Source organism: Verrucomicrobiia bacterium, assembly GCA_019634625.1.
GTDB lineage: Bacteria > Verrucomicrobiota > Verrucomicrobiia > Limisphaerales > CAIMTB01 > CAIMTB01.
The window spans coordinates 25286-46009 of record JAHCBA010000002.1 but is presented as its reverse complement, the minus strand read 5'-3'; the positions used below and the strand labels follow the sequence as shown (position 1 = coordinate 46009).

General features: G+C 67.1%; 11 protein-coding genes. 5 read left to right on the top strand and 6 right to left on the bottom strand.

Annotated elements, in window-relative coordinates; genetic code table 11:
- The first annotated feature begins 416 nt into the window (after positions 1 to 416).
- Positions 417 to 2849: a PSD1 domain-containing protein gene (locus KF833_01305; GenBank protein ID MBX3743922.1), complete on the top strand. Its 2433-nt coding sequence runs from the start codon at positions 417 to 419 to the stop codon at positions 2847 to 2849.
- Here KF833_01305 and KF833_01300 read toward each other — a convergent pair.
- Positions 2839 to 3738 (bottom strand): peptidase, encoded by a 900-nt coding sequence (locus tag KF833_01300; protein ID MBX3743921.1) that lies wholly within the window; start codon positions 3736 to 3738, stop codon positions 2839 to 2841. The genes KF833_01305 and KF833_01300 overlap by 11 nt on opposite strands.
- A gap of 165 nt (positions 3739 to 3903) precedes the next feature.
- Between KF833_01300 and KF833_01295 the strand changes: the two genes are divergently transcribed.
- Complete coding sequence (locus tag KF833_01295; GenBank protein MBX3743920.1) at positions 3904 to 6267, top strand: LamG domain-containing protein; 2364 nt, start codon at positions 3904 to 3906, stop codon at positions 6265 to 6267.
- Here the strand turns inward: KF833_01295 and KF833_01290 are convergent.
- Together KF833_01290 and KF833_01285 are read right to left on the bottom strand one after the other, a co-directional pair.
- Entirely contained in the window at positions 6264 to 9827 is a 3564-nt protein-coding gene (locus KF833_01290) for a protein kinase (GenBank protein MBX3743919.1), read from the bottom strand. The genes KF833_01295 and KF833_01290 overlap by 4 nt on opposite strands.
- A gap of 59 nt (positions 9828 to 9886) precedes the next feature.
- Positions 9887 to 10621, bottom strand: a complete 735-nt coding sequence (locus tag KF833_01285; GenBank protein MBX3743918.1) for a sigma-70 family RNA polymerase sigma factor — start codon at positions 10619 to 10621, stop codon at positions 9887 to 9889.
- A gap of 800 nt (positions 10622 to 11421) precedes the next feature.
- Between KF833_01285 and KF833_01280 the strand changes: the two genes are divergently transcribed.
- From KF833_01280 to KF833_01270, 3 genes are all read left to right on the top strand, one after another.
- Entirely contained in the window at positions 11422 to 12996 is a 1575-nt protein-coding gene (locus tag KF833_01280) for a sodium-dependent transporter (GenBank protein MBX3743917.1), read from the top strand.
- Between the two features lie 805 nt (positions 12997 to 13801).
- Positions 13802 to 13981 (top strand): hypothetical protein, encoded by a 180-nt coding sequence (locus tag KF833_01275; protein ID MBX3743916.1) that lies wholly within the window; start codon positions 13802 to 13804, stop codon positions 13979 to 13981.
- A 160-nt stretch (positions 13982 to 14141) separates the two neighbouring features.
- Positions 14142 to 14972: a tRNA threonylcarbamoyladenosine dehydratase gene (locus KF833_01270; GenBank protein MBX3743915.1), complete on the top strand. Its 831-nt coding sequence runs from the start codon at positions 14142 to 14144 to the stop codon at positions 14970 to 14972.
- On the opposite strand, the gene msrA is transcribed toward KF833_01270, so the two are convergent.
- The 3 genes from msrA to KF833_01255 form a co-directional block, all read right to left on the bottom strand.
- Positions 14962 to 15603, bottom strand: coding sequence for a peptide-methionine (S)-S-oxide reductase MsrA (msrA, locus tag KF833_01265; GenBank protein MBX3743914.1), 642 nt, complete (start codon positions 15601 to 15603; stop codon positions 14962 to 14964). The two genes, KF833_01270 and msrA, sit on opposite strands and share 11 nt — an antisense overlap.
- A 235-nt stretch (positions 15604 to 15838) precedes the next feature.
- Positions 15839 to 19018 (bottom strand): efflux RND transporter permease subunit, encoded by a 3180-nt coding sequence (locus KF833_01260; GenBank protein MBX3743913.1) that lies wholly within the window; start codon positions 19016 to 19018, stop codon positions 15839 to 15841.
- Between the two features lie 42 nt (positions 19019 to 19060).
- Positions 19061 to 20320 carry an efflux RND transporter periplasmic adaptor subunit gene (locus KF833_01255; GenBank protein MBX3743912.1) on the bottom strand — a complete coding sequence of 420 codons (1260 nt, stop codon included), beginning with the start codon at positions 20318 to 20320 and terminating at the stop codon, positions 19061 to 19063.
- Positions 20321 to 20724: the final 404 nt, after the last annotated feature.

Genomic DNA, 20724 nt, shown 5'->3' with positions numbered 1-20724 from the left:
GCTACATACCCTATCGGAGAGCTGGGGATAATCTTGTCGGGTTAGGCGTCAACAGTAACCAAATAAATGATAATAAACCGGACACTACATTTATTGACCATTGACCAAGTCAATAAAACACTGGGCTCCCGATTCAGCTTGTCCGGTGAACGAACCCGCTCGGCCTCGGCCAATTCCTCCCCGTGGGGCTGGATCGAAATCTCTGGCCCCCAAGAATGGCCCACCCCTGCCTGAGCCAGGACGGTCGCTGAGGACTTGGGCTCCGATGGTGGTTCGCGCATAGGCTTGCGCGGGCCGCGGGCGATCGAGAATGCTCCCGCTTCATGATCCCTCGGCGGCAGGACCGTGTTGACGCGCGCCGTGTGTCCCCCCGATGCACTTCTCCCACAGCACGCCTCCCGCCGGCCGTCGGCCGCATGACGTCGTGGCTGGCGGCCACGGGAAGCGTGCTCCTGGCTCTTCCCGCTCTGGGGCTGGGGAACGACGACGCTTTTCGTCGCCACATCGAACCCCTTCTCAAGGAGCATTGCTACGAGTGCCACAGCCATGAGGGAGGGCGCACTCGCGGTGGCCTGACCCTCGATTCGCGCCGGGGCTGGGAGGTGGGCGGTGATGGCGGGCCCGCCATCGTCCCGGGTCAGCCCGATGCCAGCCTCCTGATCCGGGCTATTCGTCGCATGGACACCGAGGCGCCGATGCCGCCCCGGACGGCGTTGCCGGAAGAGGCTGTTCGGGTGCTGGTCGAATGGGTTCGCCAAGGCGCCCATGACCCGAGGGTTTCCGAGGTGGCCGACCTGCACGGGGAACCCTGGTGGGCGGTGCAGCCGCTGATCCGGCCGGCGGTGCCGTCCGCAGGCGCTCCGCACCCGATCGACGCTTTCCTGGCGGCGGCGGGTGCTGAAGCCTCCCTGCCGCCCGAGGCGGATCGGCGTACGCTCCTTCGGCGGATGACCGTTGATCTGCACGGCTTGTTGCCGACGCCGGAGGCGGTCGAGTCCTTTGCGGCCGATCCCGATCCCCACGCGCTGGATCGGGTCATCGATCGCCTGCTGGCATCGCCGCGGTACGGCGAACGATGGGCCCGCCACTGGCTCGACGTGGTGCACTTCGCGGAGACCCACGGGCACGACCAGGACCGACCGCGCGATGCGGCGTGGCCGTACCGGGACTACGTCATCGACGCCTTCAATGCCGACACCCCCTACGGCCGGTTTGTCCAGGAACAGGTGGCGGCGGATGTGCTCTTTCCGGAACAGCCGACGCTGATCCCCGCGCTGGGATTCCTGGCGGCAGGGCCTTGGGACGAGAGTTCCCTGCGGGACATCCGGGAGGACACGCTGGACCGCGAGATCGGCCGGTATCTGGACCGGGACAACATCGTCGCCAATGTGTTCTCGACCTTTGCGGGGGTGACGGTTCACTGCGCACGCTGCCACGATCACAAGTTCGATCCGGTGTCGCAGGCGGATTACTACGCCTTGCAGGCTGTCTTTGCCGGCACCGAGAAGGCCGAGCGCCTCTACGACGACGACCCGGAACTCCATGCCCGGCGCCAGACGTTGATGCGTTGGAAGGTGGCCTTGGACCGGGGCGACCGGGAACGCATCGAGGAATTGCTGTCGTCCGCCTGGCGCCGGGACCTGATCGAGTGGCTTGCCTCGGCACAACCGGAACCCGGCGGGACCGGGGGTGCGCCGGCCGATGCTGCTCTGGCCGGGCCGGACCCGGTTCGGGACGCGCTGGGGAAGGCGCCTGCCGACCGCACCGCGGAAGAGACCTGGACCCTGAGCGCCCATTTCCTGCGTCGCCGGGTCGAAGCCGAACTGAACTCCCTTCCCACCCCGCGCCGAGTGTATGCTGGGGCCCATCTGTTTCCCGACAACGCGGGTCAAAAGCCCCTTGGCCGGGTGCGTCCGGTGAAGGTGTTGCGGCGGGGCGAGATCACCCAACCGCTGGGCGAGGCGGAGCCCGGGGCGCTGAGTTGCGTGGAGGGATTGCCGGCGCGATTTGGAGGCGACCTGGAGGAAGGCGCCCGCCGGTCCGCTCTGGCGCAGTGGCTCACCCACCGGGACAACCCGCTGCTGTGGCGCACGATCGTCAACCGGGTGTGGCATTACCATTTCGGTCGCGGCCTGGTGGACTCCCCGAACGACCTGGGCCGCATGGGAGGAACGCCCTCCCACCCGGAACTGCTCGACTGGCTGGCGGTGACCTTCCGGGACGATCTCGAGGGATCTTTCAAGCGGCTCCACCGGCTCATCCTGACCAGTCGCGCCTGGCGTCAGAACTCTGCGCCTCCGGACCGGGCAGCGCCCCTGCAACCCATCCGGCGTCGTCTCGATGCGGAGACATTCAGGGATTCGGTCCTGCAGATGGCTGGCCGGCTTGACCTCACCATGGGCGGACCGTCGGCACGGCACTTTGCCATGTCACCCGGGATCCACGTGACCCCGGTCGTGGACTATGCCGCCTTCGATGCGGATGCCCCGGCCGGGGCGCGGCGCGCGATCTATCGGTTTCTCTTTCGCACCCTGCCCGATCCCTTGATGGACGCCCTCGACAGTCCGCCTGGCGACCAATCGGCGCCGGTCCGCAGCGAATCCTTCACCGCCCTCCAGGCGTTCGCGCTCCTCCATCATCCGTTTGTGGTACGCCTGAGCGAACACTTCGCCCGGCACCTCGAGACGACGGCCCCCGGCGATCCCGTCCGCCAGGCCTATCGAGCCGCCCTGCAACGCGAACCGTCCCCCGAGGAACTGGCGGAAGCCCGGCACCACGCCGGCACCCACGGTCTCGCCCCGTTCTGCCGGCTTCTTCTCAACAGCAACCCCTTCCACTTCATCGACTGACGGCTGAGAACCGCTTCCACCGCCCCCGTCCCGCCCCCCGGACGAGACCGAAGCCGAGGCAGATCCCGGCCAGGACCATGGCCACCTCCGCAGGCTCGGGCACCGGGGCGAAACCGAGATCCCGGAACGACTCGAGGGTCGTGGCGCTGACGAACGTCGGCGCGTTCAACCAACCGGTCATGAGTTCGAACCGCATGTCCAGTCCGGTGCCGGTCTGGGTGATGCCCGTGTCCAAGGCGCCTCCATGAACTTCGTCCCAGTGGGCGTGGGCGGTTCCCGCCCCCCCGGTGGTTTCGACCGGCACGAAGGTGGCATCGGGCTGGTTGAATTCGGTGCGCCAGGCATTCAGCGCATGGGTGCCCGTGTACTGGCCGGCGGTAAGGTACAGGCCATTGTCCACCCACAAGGTCCCGAAGCCGAGCACGTGGGCCAGCTCATGCAGCACCACGTCGTAGAAGGTCCCGGAGGATTCCAGGCCCGGCAGATCCGCCGTGTCGAACAGCATGATCCCCTCGGTCGCCAGCACAAACCCCCCCTGCGAAATCGCCTCGGTCGGACCGGCCTGGGCGAGCACTCCCCCCAACGCATCGGTGAAGGTCTGCACCGTCACCACCGGGTTGGGACGCGGCCCGGCCTCCAGCACCGCCGGCTGATAGTCGTACAGCCACGATTGCCAGGCGTCCCGCGCGGCATGAATGGCCGAGACTTGCGAGGGCGAGAAACCGCTCCCCAGGTCGAGGGTGATGCTCAGGCTGACGGCACCGGCGCCCGGTGCCACGGCAATCGCCAGAAGTGGTGCCAGGGCAAGCCAGCGGGTCAGAGGGCCGGATCGGTGAGGGATGGCGATGACGTCGGATCGACTCGAAGGGTGGGTGGGATGAGCGTTCATGACAGGCGGGGCGATCCCGGAGGCTGAAGGGAGTCTGTCGGGAGGCGCGAACTGGCGCGCAGCATGGGCAAGCCCAGTTCCCCCTGTCAAACCGCCTCCCGTGCCCGGACGCCTGCCCGGCGTGGACATCCACACGCGCTCCGCACCATCCTTGGCGTCGTTCCCATGAAACCCACGCGCCGCGTCTTCCTTCAGCGCAGTCTGGTCGCCTCCGGCGCCCTTGCCGCCGCCCCGTCCCTCATCGCCCAGTCCCTTCCCCGGGCGCGCGTCCGCCCAACCACCCTCCCCCCGCATCAACCTCATCACGTTCCGGGTGTCCATGCCTACGCCGACGCCGAAAGCGTCCGGCCCGGCGAGGACCTCGTGTTTCGCATCAGCACGGAGGTCCCGGTGCGTGCGACGGTCTGCCGTCTCGGGACCGCGGTCGATGATCCGGATCAGGACGAGGTGCTGCACGATTTCGGGATCCTGCCGGCGCGCCTTCAACCGATCCACCCGGGCTCGTATGTCCACGTCGCCCGCGGGTTGTCCGGGCGCCTTGACGCCTTTGCCGCCGAACTTTGGGTCCGTCCCTGGCGGGTGGATCGTTCCATGGGCCTGATTTCCCAACACGATGCGGCGGCTGCGGACGGCTTTGCCCTGGCAATCGGACCCGACGGGACCCTCGGCTTTCAGCTTGGGAACGGGGGGTCCGGAACCGGCTTCTCCACGCACCGAACCGCCTCGGGCACCGTCACGCGGGGGCGTTGGCACCATGTGGTGGCGCGATGGGATGGGCGGCGCAAGGAGATCTGGGTGGACGGGAAACCGGTCGGTTCCTGGCCCTGCGAGGGATCTTTCCGTCCGGGTTCGCATCCGATTCGGATCGGGGCCCTCGGAGAATCGGGTCGCGCCACTCAAACCCTCGATGGCGACATCGCCATGGTCGCCCTCCACCGGATCGCCCCGGTGGACGAACTCATCCGGAAGCGCCATTCGGGGAACGGGCTGATTCCTCCCGGTCCGGAAGGATTGCTGGGCCTCTGGGCCCTGTCCGAGGAATCCGGGGACCGCCTGGCCGACCGTTCGCGGTTCCGCCGGCATGGCCGCGTCATCAACCATGGAACCTGGATGATCGGGGGCCCGTCCTTTGATGCCTCGGTGCCGCGGTTCGGCGATTACGATCCGGACCGTGATCCGCAGCGGGGGCACGGGCTGCGCCTGGCCTCGGACGACCTGTACGATTGCGGGTGGGAACCGACCTTGCGGTGGCGTGTCCCGGCGTCCGCGCGCTCGGGCATGGCGGTGCTGCGGCTGCAATGGGAGCGCGAGGGTGCGGCCTATGTTCAGCACGCCACGTTCGTGATCCGGCGGCCCGTGCGCCGGGCGCCGGCCCCGGTCCTTCTTCTGGCCGCCACCCACACCTGGCGCGCCTACAACGCCGCGCCGTTCGGACGTCGGCGTCCCGGATACCGTCAACTGGCCGGCACGGACGGTCTGCCGAATGAGGCGGGCGATCCGCCGGCCTTCTCGTTTTATCGTGGGCATGCGGCGGGTCAGGGGACGTACCAGATGGGAACCCGGGTTCCCTGGCCGGCGGCGGACCCGTACCTGCGCTACGGCGATGCCACTGAGTACAGCCATCTGGCCAGGGCGGATCGGTTCACCCAGGCCTGGCTGGAGCGGGAGGGCTACGATTATGAAATGGTGACCGATCTCGACCTTCACCGGGATCCCGGCTCCCTCCGGCGCCATCGCATCCTCATCATCAATGGCCACAGCGAATACTGGTCGATCGAGATGTTCCGAGGTCTCGATGAGTATCTGGGCTCGGGCGGCCGGGTCGTCGTCCTGAGTGGGAACACGCTGTTCTGGCGGGTCAGTTGGGATCCGGCCGGCACGGTGCTGGAATGCCGGAAGGTCGATGCGCCGGGTGATCAGTTGAAGCCGGAACAGCGAGGCGAAGCCTGGCACAGTCACGACCTTCTCCGTGGCGGCCTCCTCCGCGAATGTGGGTTCCCGGGCTGGAAACTCATCGGCCTGGAAACCCTCGGCTGGAACAACCAGGGGAACGTCCGCAATTTCGGTCCTTGGATCGCCGAGGCCACCGATCATCCGGTCTTCCGCTCCCCCGAGCCGACCGGACTCCAACCGGGTGACCGGTTCGGCTGGGCCGGCGAAGGCCGGGTCCCCATGGCCAACGGACACGAGTTCGATGTCCGGCTTTCAACCCTGGCCGCCCTCGCCACCCAACCCGTGCCCGAAGGCGCCGTCATGCCGTCCGACCCGCCCGGCATTCAGCGCCTCGCCAATGGGGTGATCCCGTGGCAGCACGGGGGCGCCGCCTTCGACTACTTCTTCCGGCCCATCCGCCCGGACAACGAACAGGGCGGCGAGATGATCTGGTGGGAACGACCCGAGGGCGGAACGGTGTTCCACGCCGGCACCATCGGCGCGGGCTGGGCACTCGAGGCCGACCCCCGCTGGGCGGCGCTGCTGCGAAACGTGCTGCACCATTTCGGGGTGGAGCGTCCCGGGGTTGCGGCTTAGAGCTCGAACTCCTCGGACTCCCCCGAAAGCCGGTCCGTCAGGAACCACCGGACCCATCGCGAGAAATAGTCCTCGGTCGTCCCGGCCAGGAGGCGCCGCCTCAGTGCGTGCAATTCGGTGGTGGCCACATTCGCCAGCACGCCGCTCGCGTCCAGTCGCCGCCCCCCCACCGCCTCGGCAAAGGCCGGCAGCCATTCGGGAACCGGAGGCGGTCCGTCCAGCACCTTCCAGTACCGCAACGTCGTGTCGCTCGCCGTCGTCACGAGTTGCTTCCCGTCCAGGGTGAACGCCGTCCTCAGCACCTCGGCCGTGTGGGGAAGCACCTCGCTCATCGGGTATCCGCTGTCAGCATCCCAGATTCTCGCGGTGCCATCGTAGGAGCCGCTCACCAGACGGCGCCCGTCCGGACTGAAGGCGACATTCCAGACGACCCCTGCGTGTTGCATCGGCAGGGAGGCGGCACGCCCGGCGCCGATGTCCCACAGTTGCACGTGGCCGTCCTCCGTGGCCGTCACCAGGCGCCCGCCATCCGGACTGAAACGGAGCGTCAGGACCGCCTTGCCGTGCAGGAAGGGCTCGCCAACCGGCTGTCCGGTGGCTCCATCCCACATCCGCACGGTGCGATCCCCCGAAGCGCTGGCCACCCACCGGCCGTCCGGACTGAACCGGACCGCCCAGATCCGGCTGCGGTGCGGTGCGGTTTCCAGGACGGGTTCCCCATGCGGCGAAGCCCAGAAGCGTACCCGGCCGTCGAGTCCCCCGGTGACGAAGCGCTGTCCGGATGGATGGAAGTCGCAGCTCAGGGGCGCGTCCGGATGGGGAAGCGGGGGGCTTGTGGGATTCCCGGTGGCCACGTCCCAGACGCGGGCCGTCCGATCGTATGAGGTCGTCACCACCAGCCTGCCATCGGGCGAGAACACCACGTTGCTGAGTTCGTCCTCATGCGCCAGCGGTGGCGTCCGCTCCCGGAAGGTCGAGGCGTCCCATAGATGGGCCGAGCGGTTGTAGGTGATGGTGGCGAGCGTCCGGCCGTCCGGACTGATCGCCCCCATGAAGATCTGCTTCTCGTGCACCATGGGCGGCCCCGCCGGTTCCCCGGTCGCCGCCACCCGGCGCAGCAGATTCGTGTAGGAACTCACGTACAGCCATTGGCCGTCCGGACTGAAGAGGACCTCCCGGATGCGCGGCAATCCGGCAAACTGACGCAGGCGCAAACGATGCATCCGCACATCCCAAACCTGGGCGGTCCCGCCGTCGGACGCCGTGGCTACCCGTTGGCCGTCGGGACTGAACCGCACCCGGGTGATGGCGCCATCCTGCTGCATCGGTTCGAGAACCGGGCGGCCTTCGAACCCGTCCCAGATCCGGGCGACACCGTCCGCCGTGCCAGTGACGATCCGGCGTCCGTCCGGGGAGAATTCGCCGGTTGCCACGATGCCGTTGGGTCCCATCGGCTCACCCAGGGCGTCGCCCGCGGCGACCGTCCACAGCCGGGGCGCTTCCAGATAGGGGAGGCTCACCACCCGCGTGCCGTCCGGGCTGACCAGCAGGCGAATCACCTCGTACGCGCCGGTCCGAATCGTGCGGGGCTCGCCTCCAGACGCACCGTCCGCGTGGTCCCAAAGCGCAATTCTACCCGCGCCGCCGGCAAGGATCCCCGCGCCTCCAGGCCGGAAGCGCGCCACCGCCACGGGTTCCGGGAGCTGCCATGACCCTTCCAGGCGTCGTCCCGACCCCACCTCGAATGCCTCGATCCGTCCGTCGTAGGTCGCCACCAGAAGGGCTTCGCCAGCCTCGCTGAAGGCGAGTGACCGGATGACCGAATTCCCGGTCACGGGACCGATGACCGGATCGCCGGTGTCCGTCTCGAACGCGGCGAAGTCATGGAGCCCGGTCCTCAAGACCAGATAGCGCCCATCCGGACTGAACTCCGCCATCGATTCCCCCAGCTCCGTGGCTGGGAACTCGCGTCGCACCGAACCGCCGGCCACATCCCACAAGTAGGCCCCTCCCGGCCGGCACACCCCCAGGACCCCGCCGCCGCGGGGATCGAAGCGGACCACCTGAACGGGACCGGGATGTTCCAGACGGACGCTCGGGGACGACCCGTCGAGAGCCCACAATCCGATCGTCCCGTCCAGGGATCCGGTGGCCAGCAGCTCCCCGTCCGGAGAGAAGGCGAGGTCGGTCACCCCCCGCCCGTGTTGCAGCGGCGCGCCGTGCGGAATCGGAAAGTTCCTGAGACTCAGCATCGAAAGGATGCGGGCGGCCGGAACCGACGGGTCCGGCGAGGTGCGAACCAGCCGGGCCAGGTACGCCAGGGAGGCGCCTGTCCGTCCGGTCGCCGCCAGTTCCTCCGCCTTCTGCCACTCGAGATCCCGGACGTTTCGCAGGAGACGTAGATTGGCCTCCTCGGCGGCCATGCGGGCCGAGTGGGTGCGGATTGCCGCGAACGTCGAGACAACCGTCACCGCCACCATCGCCAGCAGCGCGGAGGCCGCCGCCAAGGCCATTCCCGGACGGCGTCGCACCCACTTCCGGAGCCGCTCGGTTGGCGTGGAGGGTCGGGCGGCGATCGGTTGGTGGCAGAGCCATCGTTCCAGGTCGTCCGCGAGCGCCGCGGCGGACGGGTACCGGGCCGGGGGCGTCTTCTCGAGACACTTCAGGCAAATGGTTTCCAGGTCTCGGTCCAGCGAAGGGTTCAACCGGCCCGGAGGACGCGGGTCCTCATCGACCACCTGCCGGAGGGTCTCGACCGAGGTGCCGCCCGAGAAGGGAGGCCGGCCGGTGAGCAGCTCGTACAGGACCGCGCCCAGCCCATAGACATCCACTGCGATGGTCAGCGATCTCGCCTCACCCCGCGCCTGTTCCGGAGCCATGTAGGCGGGGGTGCCCAGCAGCGCCCAGGTCCGGGTCACCCCCCCGTCCGCCTCGATGGCCTTCGCCAGACCGAAATCGGTCAGATAGGGCGTGTCGTCACGGTCGAGCAGGACGTTGTTCGGCTTGATGTCGCGGTGCAGCACGCCGCGCTCGTGGGCGTAGTGGACGCCGCGGGCAAGTGTCGCCACCAGCGACGCAAACTGCCGGATCCGGTGGGCGTCCGGGCGGCGGTCCCCACCCTTCCACGTCCGGGCGCAGCGTTCCGCGAGGGTCTCCCCCTCGACCAGCTTCATGCTGAAGAACGGCTCGCCCTCCCGCTCCCCGATCTCGTAAATCGGCACGATGTTCGGGTGATCCAGGCCGGCGGCCGAACGGGCCTCGACCCGGAACCGTTCCGCGAACTCCTGCGAGGCGGCGTGGGCCGACAGGATGACCTTGAGCGCGACCGGCCGGTCCAGGGTGACCTGGCGGGCGCGATAAACCACCCCCATGCCGCCCCGCGCGATCTCGCCCAGCAACTGATAGTCGCCGAACGGGCGCGGAAATCCCCTGGCGCCGTCCAACCCGTGCACCGGCAACGCCCCCAGCATCCGCTCGAAGGCGCACCGCGTGCACAACCCTTCCGGGGCTCCCGCGGACAGCGGGGCCTGGCAGGTCGGACATCGCGTGCCGTCGGTCATTGATCGATTCTACCGCGGCAGGGAACGATCCTTTCGCATTGGGCGGGAACCCCGGGGCACTAGGAGGCCAGCGCCCGGGCCAGGTAACGGATTTCGTCATCCACTTCGGCCGGTTCCGCCACCGTCCGCGCAATTTCATCCAGGAAGAACTCCCGGTATCGGGACCGAAGGCGATGGATGGCGGAGGTGACCGCGGCGATGCTCAACCCGAGGCGGCGCCCCGCCTCGTCATAGCTGAGCCCTGGCGCATCGCCCAGGAGAAAGCCCCGCAGCACCTCGAATCGCTGCTCCTGGCCGGCGGCAACGAGGTCCGCTCGAACCCGTTGGGTGACCCGTTCCAGGACGATTTCGGCCCAGCGCCGTTCGAACAGGCGTTCCGGGCTGGCCTCGTCCGCAGGTTCGGCCAGGTACCGCTCCTCCTCCGCCTGCGCATCGATCGAGATCGGCAGCGCGCCGCCTCCGCGCTTCAACCGCTGGCCTTTGGCCCACTCATTGGCCAGATGATGGTTCAGCGAGGTGAGCAGGAAGGCCCGGAAACGTCCCTGTGCCGGATCCGCCCTCTGCAGGCCTTTGCGGCGCAGCAACCCCAGGAAGAAACTTTGCACCAGGTCCTCCGCCTCATGGGCCGGGTATCCCCGGCGCCGTACAAACGCGTAGATCGGACGCCAATACACCTGGCAGAGCTGATCGAGCGCCTCTTCGGCCCTCGGTTCACCCTCCCTTCCGGCCTGCAACACGCAGGACCAGTGCGTCGTCCTAAATTCCCCACCGGCTTCACCAGGCTCACCTCTCATGGCAATGCGAGTCCCTACCCTATCCAGCCCGGCCCGGCCTGCCAGCCACGAATCGAAAAGCATCGGGATCGCGGCATCGGTCGGACGGTCGTCCGAATCGTCCGGTGGCGACAGGGTTGGGGGAATGGAGACCGGCAGTTGGAACTCCGCGCTCTGGCGTGTCGGGGTATGGAATCGGATCCGGACACGGGGGTATGGCTGCGGTACCCCTCCCCAAGTTGCGGGTGAGGAGGCAGCGAATCCGGAGGAACGGGCTCCGCAAGTCCGCACCCAAAGCACCCCACCCTTCCGGCCTCGCGGTCAACATTGTCAATAAGTCAGGCGCTATGTTTTTGACGAATGTAGATGAAAGGCAGGCGGTCCTTTGTTAGCACTATTGGGTCAGGCATTAGTATTTTGACCCAGCGCTCCCTCGCCTGCTGTCCCGACCTCCACCCAAAATGCCATAAGGCCACCGCCGATGACTTTGTCGCTGAGGAGAGTCAACAGCACAACGCCTGCCAATTTTACGATCAGACAACGTTAAAATGTCGGGCTCATTAATTGGCCAGTAAAATAAATAGTCAGACGACTTGTTGATTGACGCCGCGCTCCCTGCTCCTATCCCGGCATCTGGTGGACGCTGCATAGGCCGCAGCGAATGAGCTCGGCGATCCTCAAGCCAGGACGTTCGCGAAGGATCCGGGACGATCGGATTCCCGGGCGATTGTTCTGGTTCCCTGCGGGCAAGAGCCTTAAGAGAGCGTCCCGTGCGTGCGGGCAGACAACTGGAGGGATGGGGCTCTCGCCTCGGCGTGATCATGGCGGTCGCCGGGAGCGCGGTCGGCTTGGGCAATTTCCTCCGCTTCCCTGGCCTGGCGGCCCAGTACGGGAGCGGGGCGTTCATGATCGCCTATTTCATCTCGCTCGTGCTGATCGGTATCCCAATCTGCTGGGCCGAGTGGACACTGGGCCGTTACGCAGGGCAAAAGGGTTTTCGCTCCAGCGCCGGGATCTTCTACGCCCTTATCCGGCACCCTGCGGGCAAGTACATCGGGGCCTTGGGAGCCATCATCCCAGTCACGATCTACATGTACTACGTGTACGTCGAGGCCTGGTGCGCCGGGTATGCCTGGGCCTTCCTGACCGGGTCCCTGGATCTTGGCAAGGACCCCCGGGCCTATACCGATTTCTGGCGCGGATTCATCGGGTTCCATGAGGACGGACTGGTTATGGGCGCCGGGGGCAACCAGGTGGTGCTTTTCCTCGTGCTGGTGTTCGTCATCAACTTCATCGTCATCTACCGGGGCCTGTCTCGTGGCATCGAGACATTCTGCAAGTTTGCCATGCCCGCCCTGATCGTGCTCGCGCTCATCATTCTCGTTCGCGTGCTCACCCTTGGCACCCCCGACCCCTCCCAGCCCGACCGCAATGTCCTGACCGGGCTTGGGTTCATGTGGAATCCCGGGGACGTGGCACACCAGCTCCTCAATCCCCAACTCTGGCTGGCGGCCGCGGGACAGATCTTCTTCTCCCTTTCGGTCGGGTTCGGCGTGATCGTCACCTACGCCAGTTACCTCTCCAACCGCGATGACATCGTCCTCAGCGGCCTTACGGCCTCCAGCGCCAACGAGTTCTGCGAAGTGGCCCTGGGCGGCATGATCACCGTGCCCGCCGCCTTTATCTTCCTCGGAGCCGCCGGCGTGGTGGGCCAGGGGACCTTTGGTCTCGGCTTCAATGTCCTTCCGGTGGTCCTCGCCAACATGCCCCTGGGCCAGTTCTTCGGGTTCGCCTTCTTTGCCCTACTGTTCCTCGCGGCCATCACCAGCTCGCTGTCGATGCTGCAGCCCGGCATCGCCTTCCTCGAGGAAGGCCTTGGATTGAACCGGAAACAGTCGGTCACCCTCCTCGGGGCCATCACCGCTCTCGGCTGCCTCTTCGTCGTGTACTTCAGCAAGGACATCAAGGCCCTCGATACCATCGACTTCTGGGTGGGGACCTTCCTCATCTTCGTCCTCGCCACGGTGCTCATCATCGTTTTCGGATGGGTCGTTGGCATCGAAACGGCGTGGCGCGAGGCCCATCGGGGAGCCCACCTGCGCATCCCGGATCTGTTCAAGGGCATCATCAAGTACGTCTCGCCGATCTACCTCATCGGCATCTTCCTCCTCTGGGTCTTCTTCAACGTGCTGGGCTGGAACCCGCAGACGGGTCATTGGACACCCTCCAGCTACGTCCTGGACCTCGTCGGAGGCCCCGACCATCCCCCCAGTACCGTCGCCCGCCTCAGCGTCGGCGTCATTGCCGTCGTGATCGTCTTTGCCCTCCTGGTGACCCGGGCCGCCGGTCGCCGCTGGGATCGCATACAAAACGGACAGGAGGCCGATTCCCCATGAGCCTTGCCGGTTGGTTGGTCATGCTGGTTTCCGTCGGAGGTGTCACCGCGCTCTTCCTCTGGTGCCTCTGTCGTGTCCTCTTTGGCCCGAAAGCGCCGGACCCGAAGCAGCTACACAGCTCCCTGGATACGCCCCCGGATCAGGGGGACCGCCGGGACTGAACCCCTTGGTGCGGGCCGATTTCCGAACTCCGAGGGTCGAATCCGCGGAGCCGGAGTGCCTTCCTTCGAAGCGCAGCCACTGCCCCGACACTCTGTGGACACCTTCGACCCCGGGCTGGGATGTCGTGGAACATGTGAGAGCTGTCACGGAATTGTGGCATCAGCAACACCGAATTTTACTCCGAAGCTGGCTGGGATGCATCCCCGCTCCAGAGGCCTTTCCGGGATCATTTCCGGGGCCCGGACGGACCCAATAATTGCAACGTAAAGTGTTTATAAACAGTGACTAAAATGACTTTCTGGGTGTTCGGATCGGGCTCTGCCGCAACCTTGGCACAGGGAAGATTGGTTCCGGCAATTGGCGTATCCGAATTGCGCTAAGCACGGTTCCGTGGATTTTTGCTGTAAGAAAATTCCCCGTACCCCCGTTTTCCGACGCGAGTACGCCAAAGGAGTGTGGGGGTGGGGAACCAGCGGCCGGATCCCCGGACGAGCAGTGCCCACGGCGGGTCCGATGAGGCCGCCGAGGTGACAGGAACGACATGATGCGGATGCCGACAGGCGTCGATCCGAGCGCCCGCCCGGGCGCGACATCGCCCGGGCCGTTTGGCTCGTTGCCGCCCCGGATCCACTGGAGGTGGGCCATGGTTTCCCCCAAGACTGATGCATGGTTCGAGTATGTGGGCCGAACGGCCCTGGTTCTCAAAGGCCCCTTCACGGGTCAGCGATACTGCTTTACCCGTCCGGGAGCGCGCCTGCTGGTGGATGCGCGGGATCAGCATGCGTTGATGGCGGTCCCGGTATTGAAGCCGGTGCTGGGCTGACCCGCGCCCCCCGGTCCCCCGGGCCCCGCGGTATCCCGTCTTCCCCCGCGGGCGTTTCGGATGGGGTTTGGAAGGCCCGGCCGAACGACCCCGAAGGCCCCGGGTCCGTCTTGACGTTCCGTATGGGCGAACCGGGGATGGCACCCCCCTCCCCCCGTTCATGACCGACCCGTTCCAGGTCCGGTTTGCCGGCGTTGGGCGTCTGGTGGGTCGTGAAGGATTGGCCCGGCTGTCCCGGGCGCACGTGGCCGTTGTGGGACTGGGCGGCGTCGGGTCCTGGGCGGTCGAGGCTCTGGCCCGATCGGGGATCGGTCGCCTTACCCTGATCGACCTCGACGAAGTCTGCCTGAGCAACGTCAACCGCCAACTTCCTGCCCTGGATGGTACGCTTGGCCGATTCAAGGCCGAGATTCTGGCCGAACGCGTCATCTCGATTCATCCCGGCTGCCGCGTCAGCCCGCAGGTGACCTTCTTCACCGCCGCCAACGCCGATCGGTTGCTTGACCAGGACCTGGACGCCGTGGTGGATGCGATCGATGCGGTTTCGAACAAGGCGCTCCTGATCGCGGGGGCGGTCCAACGGCACCTTCCGATTGTCGCGTGCGGGGCTGCGGGTGGCCGGCTTGATCCGACCCGCATCCAGGTGGCGGACCTCAACCAGGTGACCCATGACCGCTTGCTGGCCGAGCTGCGACGCCGACTGAGACGGCACCATCGGCTGGCCGCGCCTGGACGCCGGGCGGGAATCCCGTGCGTTTATTCGCCCGAACCGCCTGTCGTTCCCGAGGAGCCTGTCGAATGCGCTGCCCCGGGCGACTCATCCATGGCGGAAGAGGGGCTGCGCCGACTGGGTTGCGAATGGGGTTACGGCTCGGCGTCCTTCGTGACCGGGGCATTTGGCTTTGCGGCTGCCGCGTGGATCATCCGGCACCTTTCCCGGAAGGAACCTCCGGATACCGCGCCGCCCTCCCATCCGGCGTTCAGGGAATGACCGACTCCGCGGCAATCAGGCCATCCCGCAGCAGCTTCTGGAGCTTGGGGGTGATCACGTACCCGCAGTAGGGGTTCTGGCCCTTGTTCAGGTTGTAGTAATTCTGGTGGTAATCCTCCGCCCGATAGAACGCCTTGAGCGGCACAATCTGGGTGGCGATCGGCTTCTTGAAGTCCTTCTGGGCCTCGATCCGGGACGCCTCGGCGGCGACCCGCTGGGAGTCGGTCTCGTAGAGGATGATGGAACGGTAATGGTCCCCGACATCAGCCCCCTGGTAGGCGGTGCCCTTCGGATAACGCTTGCCCCGGATGACCGTGTCCTCCTCGAGGACGGAGGTGGGGTCGTGGGCGGCCCAGAAGACCTTGAGCAGCGTCTCGTAGCTCACCCGTACGGGGTCGAAGGTCAGTTGTACCACCTCGGCATGACCGGTCTTCCCCGTTGTCACCGCCTCGTAGGTCGGATTGGAGACCGTTCCGCCCGCGTAACCGGAGACCACGCCGACCACGCCATTGAGCCGCTGGAACACGGCTTCGATGCACCAGAAGCAGCCGCCGCCGAAGGTGATGCGCTCGTGCTCCTGCGGCGCGTCGGCGGTGGTGGATGCGGGTGCGGTCACGGGGACGGTCTTCATAGGAGGGGAACTTGCGCCCGCCGGGACGCCCAGCGCCGCGGCAAGCCCTAACAGGATGAACCCATGGCGAATCACGGCCGGCAGCCTAATGCGAACCGTGCTCCGGGCAACTCTTCGCCTTCACTCCGCGCTCCATGCGCCACTTCGCACCCTCCTCTGAAGTAAAACCCCTCCAATCCTCCAAACGCCAACGTCCGGAAGCGCCCCATCGAGCGATCCACTTCCCTGACCCCGGTCATTTTCCATACACGGGCCCCGTCAACGGGGGGGTGGGGGCGAGACGCCGGGTGCGTCCCCGGACCCATTGGCCGAGGTCGTCCAGCCACGAGTAGGCCACCGGAGTCACCAGCAGCGTCAGGAGCAGCGCCAGCGACTGGCCCCCGATCACCACGATCGCGATCGACCGGCGTTCATCCGCGCCCGGTCCCGTGCCCAACGCCAGAGGCAGCATGCCGCCCACCAGCGACAGGGTGGTCATCAGGATGGGGCGCAACCGGTCCCGATTCCCCTCGAGGATCGCCTCCAGCCGTTCGCGCCCCATGCGGCGCAGGGTGTTCATGTGGTCGATCTGCAGAATGGCGTTCTTCTTCACCACCCCGAACAGCACCAGCAGCCCCAGTGCGGAATAGAGGTTGAGTGTGCTGTTCGTGACCCATAACGAGAACAGCGCGAAGGGCACCGACAACGGCAGCGAAAGCAGGATGGTGAACGGATGGACCAGACTCTCGTACTGCGCCGCCAGGATCATGTACATGAAGATCACCGAGAGCAGGAACGCCCACAGAAACTCATTGAAGGTCCGCTCCAGTTCCCGTCCGCGCCCCGCCACCCGCGTCGAGTAACCGGGCGGCAGGTTCATCTCCGCCGCCGCCTGGCGCAGCGCCTCAAGCCGGTCCGCCAGCGCGTAGCCTGGTGCGATGCCCGACCGCAGGCTTACCTGCCGTTGCCGGTCCAGCCGGTCGATCCGCGACGCCGTCTCGACCGTCTCCAGACGCACCACGTTGTCCAGCCGCACCAGGCCCCCGCTGCGGTCCGGCACGAAGAGCCGCGAGATCGGTTCCACCCCATCGCGATCCGGAGCGGTCAGCCGCAACGTCACATCGTAATCCTCGTTCATCCTGAGATCCCGAAACCGCGAGACCTCATTGTCGCCCCCGACCATGAGCCGCAGCGCATCCGCGATGTCGGCCGTGGCCACATTCAACGCCGAGGCGCGGTCGCGGTCGATCGCCACCCGCACTTCGGGCTTGTCGAGTTTCAGCGTGGTGTCCGCATCCTGGAGCCCGAGTTCCTCCGAGCGCGCCCGCAACGCCTCCGCGTACTCCGACAACTTCTCCAGCTCCGGACCCAGGAACGCGAAGTCGATGTCCCACCGCGACCCCCCGAAGTTGAACGAGGCGATGTTGCTCACCGACGCCCGCAGGCCCGGCCTCCGCAGCCGCTGCCGCACCTCGCGCATCACCGCCGCCTGGGTCCGGGTCCCTTCGAAGGCCCGCCACGGACGCAACCGCACCGTCTCGCGCAGCAGCCGGGTCAGGGTGAAACGACGTTCCTCGAACGGCACCAGCCGGACATACATCCGCCCGTTGTTGATGCTGCCGAGAAACCCGCCCCCGGTGGTGGCCAGCACCAGTTCCACACCGTCCGTGCGCCGTACCACGTCCTCAAGCTCCCGCATCGCCGCATCCATGGACACCATCGCCGTACCCTCCGGCGCTGTCACCCGGACCTCGAACTCCCCCTCGTCGATGTCCGTCGGGATGTACTCCTGCGGCACCATCCGGTAGAGCGGGATCGAGGTCAGCACCACGCCCACCGCGCTCAGCGCCACCCAGCCCCGGTGCCGCATGGCCCACCGCAACAGGCTCAGGTACTTGGCTTCGAGCGAGGCATAGAATCCCTTCCGCGACCGCGCCTCGTGGCCCGTACCGCCATCCGTCCGCCGCAGCAGCCGGGCGCTCATCATCGGCGTGAGGGTGAACGACACCAGCAGGCTCACCAGCACCGCCACCGCCGCCGTGATGCCGAACTGGAAGAGGAAGCGGCCCGAGATGCTCGACATGAACGACACCGGCACGAAGATGACCACCAGGCTGAAGGTCGTGGCCATCACCGCCAGCGCGATCTCCGACGTCGCCTCCCGCGCCGCGTCGAAGGGCGACATCCCCTTCTCCTCGATGAACCGGAAGATGTTCTCCAGCACCACGATCGCATCGTCGATGACGATCCCCACCATCAGCACCAGCGCCAGCATGGTCACGCTGTTCAACGTGAAATCCAGCGCCCACATCATCCCGAAGGTGGCAATGACCGAGGTTGGAATGGCCACCGCCGCGATGAGCGTCGAGCGCCAGTTCCGCATGAACACCAGCACCACGATCGAGGCCAGGATGCTTCCCAGCACCAGGTGCACCTGGATCTCGTGCAGCGCCTGGTAGATGTACCGCGACTGGTCCCGGATCACCTCGAACCGCACGTCCGAGGGCAGTTGCGCCTCCAGTCCCGGCAACCGCTCCTTCACCGCCTCGATCACGGCCACCGTGTTGGCCCCCGACTGGCGGCGCACCTCGAGAATCACCGCCGGTTCCCCGTTCAACCGCGTGATCGAACGCTGTTCCTTGACGCCGTCCTCCGCCCGCCCGATGTCCCGAAGCCGCACCGCATGTCCATCCCGCGTGGCCACCACCAGGTCATCGAACTGCGACGCCTCCGTGAAACGCCCCAGCGTCCGCAGCGCCCGTTCCCGCACGTCGGCTGTCACGTTCCCCCCGGGGATGTCCACGTTCTGCCGGTTCAAGGCATCCCGCACCACGGTCACCGGCAAGCCGTAGGCCGCCAGCCGGTCCGCCTCGATCCACAGGTTCACCGCCCGCGTGGCCTGGCCCTCGATCTGCACCCCGCCCACCCCGCTCGCCCGCTCGATCTGCACCTTCACCACCTTGTCCGCCAGCTCCGTCAATTCCCGCAACGACCGATTCCCCGCCAGCGACAACGTCATGATCGGCGACTGGTCGTTGTCGAACTTCGACACCACCGGCGCCAGCGCCTCACGCGGCAGCCTCCGCGTCACCGTCGCCACCCGGTCCCGCACATCCTGCGCCGCCGTCTCGATGTTCTGGTCCAGCTCGAACGTGACGACCACGATCGAACTGCCCTGGCCCGAGATCGAACGGAGTTCGCTGATCCCCGCCACCGTGTTCACCACCTCCTCGATCGGCCGGGAAATCTGTGCCTCCACCTCCGCCGGCGACGCTCCGGGCAGCACCGTACTCACCCGGACCGTCGGCAGATCCACCGACGGAAGCCGGTCCACGCCGAGCTTCAGGTAACTGGTGCTCCCCACCACCACCAGCGCGAGAATCAGCATCGCCGCGAAGACCGGGCGTCGGATGCAGGTGGCCGCCAGTTGTTCCATGTCTCGTCGTTCCTGGGTTCGAATCGCGTCTTCCCGGCTCCTCTACGACACTCCCTCCCTGCCCGCTTCGGCCGCGTCCCCGCCCGCAATGCGTACGGGAACGCCGGACTCCAGCCCTTCCGGACGCCGCACCACCCGGGCCCCCGCTTCCACGCCCTCGAGCACCTCCAGCCATCCCCCCTCGCGCCGCCCCACCACCACCCGCCGTTCCTCCACCTTCCCCCCGACCACCACAAACACCTTCTCCGTGCCCGCAAACACCTCCAGCGCGTCCTCGGGAACCGTCAACGCCGGGGCCGCCTCCTCCACCACCACCTCGACCCGCGCAAACTGGCCAGGCCGCAAATGCCCCGGGTTCACCAGGTCCGCCTCGATCCGCAGCATCCGGGTCCGTTCATCCAGTGCCGGACTCACCCGGGCGATCCGGGTCGCAAACCGCTTCGCTTCCCCTTCCAGCGTCATCCGCACCGTCAACCCCGTCCGTACCCAGTGCGCCAGCCGCTCCGGCACCTCCGCCTGGAGCCGCAACGGATCCGTCCGCACCAGCGTCATCACCGGATTCCCCACGCTCACGTACTCCCCCGGACTCGTCAGGCGCTCCTGGACCACGCCGTCGAACGGCGCCCGCAACACCGTGTCCGCCAGCAACTGCCGCGCCATCTCGTACTCGACCCGCCGCTGACCGAGGATCGCCTGCCGCTCCAGCACCTCCTGCAGGGCGTCCAGGTAACGCTGGCGCTGCACGTCATGCTCCGCCGTCGCCCGTTCCAACTCGGCCGTGGAACTGATCCGCTCCGTCTCCAGCCGCCGCACCCGCTCCAGATTGCTGGCTGCCTCCTCGAACCGCACCCGCGCCTCGCGCACCACCCCGATCGACTCCGGATCCACCGAGTCGTCGTCTCCCGCCAGTGGCAGACCCAGGCGCGCCCGCGATTGCGACAATTGCGCCGCCGCCTGACGCACGCGCAGTTCGTAGTCACGCTCCTCCAAACGCACCACCGCATCCCCCGCCCGCGCCACGCTCCCCACGTCCACCCCCACCTCGCGCACCCGCCCGCTCGTCTTGATGCTCAACGTCGCCCGGTCCAGCGCCCGCAGCGTCCCCAGCACCGTCAACGTCCGCTCCATCGGCCGCCAGTCCGCCGTCCCCACCGTCACCTCGACCGCCTCCCGCTCCGGCCGAACCGCGCGGCCCGACTCGACCGGACGTCCGCAGCCGGTGCTCAAAAGAGCGAGGCCCGCCACCACCACGGCGGCGAGCCCCCATCGACCGGAGCCACTCTCGCATTGCTGCTGTTCCATTTCGGGTGCTCTCGCGCCCACCGCCCGCGACCTGCGGCCGCCCCCAGTCGCATCGGGACCGCGACACTCAGGGTCGCCGGATTCAGCATCCCATCCGGCTCCGGGCGTTCGGCGTCGAGAAGTCCCGTCAGAGTAGCGCCCACCCGCCTCGCGTCGAGAACCGACGCTCCACACCATTTCCCCCCCCTCGGTCCTCGTACTCAGCCCGAAGGGCGGTACTCGTAATCGTCCTCGTCCTCGACTCGCAGGCGCACCGTTTCAGCGTCGCCTCATGGCCCGCCCGACGGGTTCGATCCTGTTCGGACTTCCCATTCCGCATGGGAATTGGGGCGGGCGATTACGAGTACGAGACCGAGACCGAGACCGAGACCGAGACCGAGACCGAGACCGAGACCGAGACCGAG

Bases quoted from the DNA above. Each gene is read 5' to 3' on its own strand.
- KF833_01280 (MBX3743917.1), top strand. From the start codon at position 11,422: ATGGCGGTCGCCGGGAGCGCGGTCGGCTTGGGCAATTTCCTCCGCTTC.
- KF833_01285 (MBX3743918.1), bottom strand. From the start codon at position 10,621: ATGAGAGGTGAGCCTGGTGAAGCCGGTGGGGAATTTAGGACGACGCAC.
- msrA (MBX3743914.1), bottom strand. From the start codon at position 15,603: ATGAAGACCGTCCCCGTGACCGCACCCGCATCCACCACCGCCGACGCG.
- KF833_01290 (MBX3743919.1), bottom strand. From the start codon at position 9,827: ATGACCGACGGCACGCGATGTCCGACCTGCCAGGCCCCGCTGTCCGCG.
- KF833_01255 (MBX3743912.1), bottom strand. From the start codon at position 20,320: ATGGAACAGCAGCAATGCGAGAGTGGCTCCGGTCGATGGGGGCTCGCC.
- KF833_01260 (MBX3743913.1), bottom strand. From the start codon at position 19,018: ATGGAACAACTGGCGGCCACCTGCATCCGACGCCCGGTCTTCGCGGCG.
- KF833_01300 (MBX3743921.1), bottom strand. From the start codon at position 3,738: ATGAACGCTCATCCCACCCACCCTTCGAGTCGATCCGACGTCATCGCC.
- KF833_01275 (MBX3743916.1), top strand. From the start codon at position 13,802: ATGGTTTCCCCCAAGACTGATGCATGGTTCGAGTATGTGGGCCGAACG.
- KF833_01295 (MBX3743920.1), top strand. From the start codon at position 3,904: ATGAAACCCACGCGCCGCGTCTTCCTTCAGCGCAGTCTGGTCGCCTCC.
- KF833_01270 (MBX3743915.1), top strand. From the start codon at position 14,142: ATGACCGACCCGTTCCAGGTCCGGTTTGCCGGCGTTGGGCGTCTGGTG.
- KF833_01305 (MBX3743922.1), top strand. From the start codon at position 417: ATGACGTCGTGGCTGGCGGCCACGGGAAGCGTGCTCCTGGCTCTTCCC.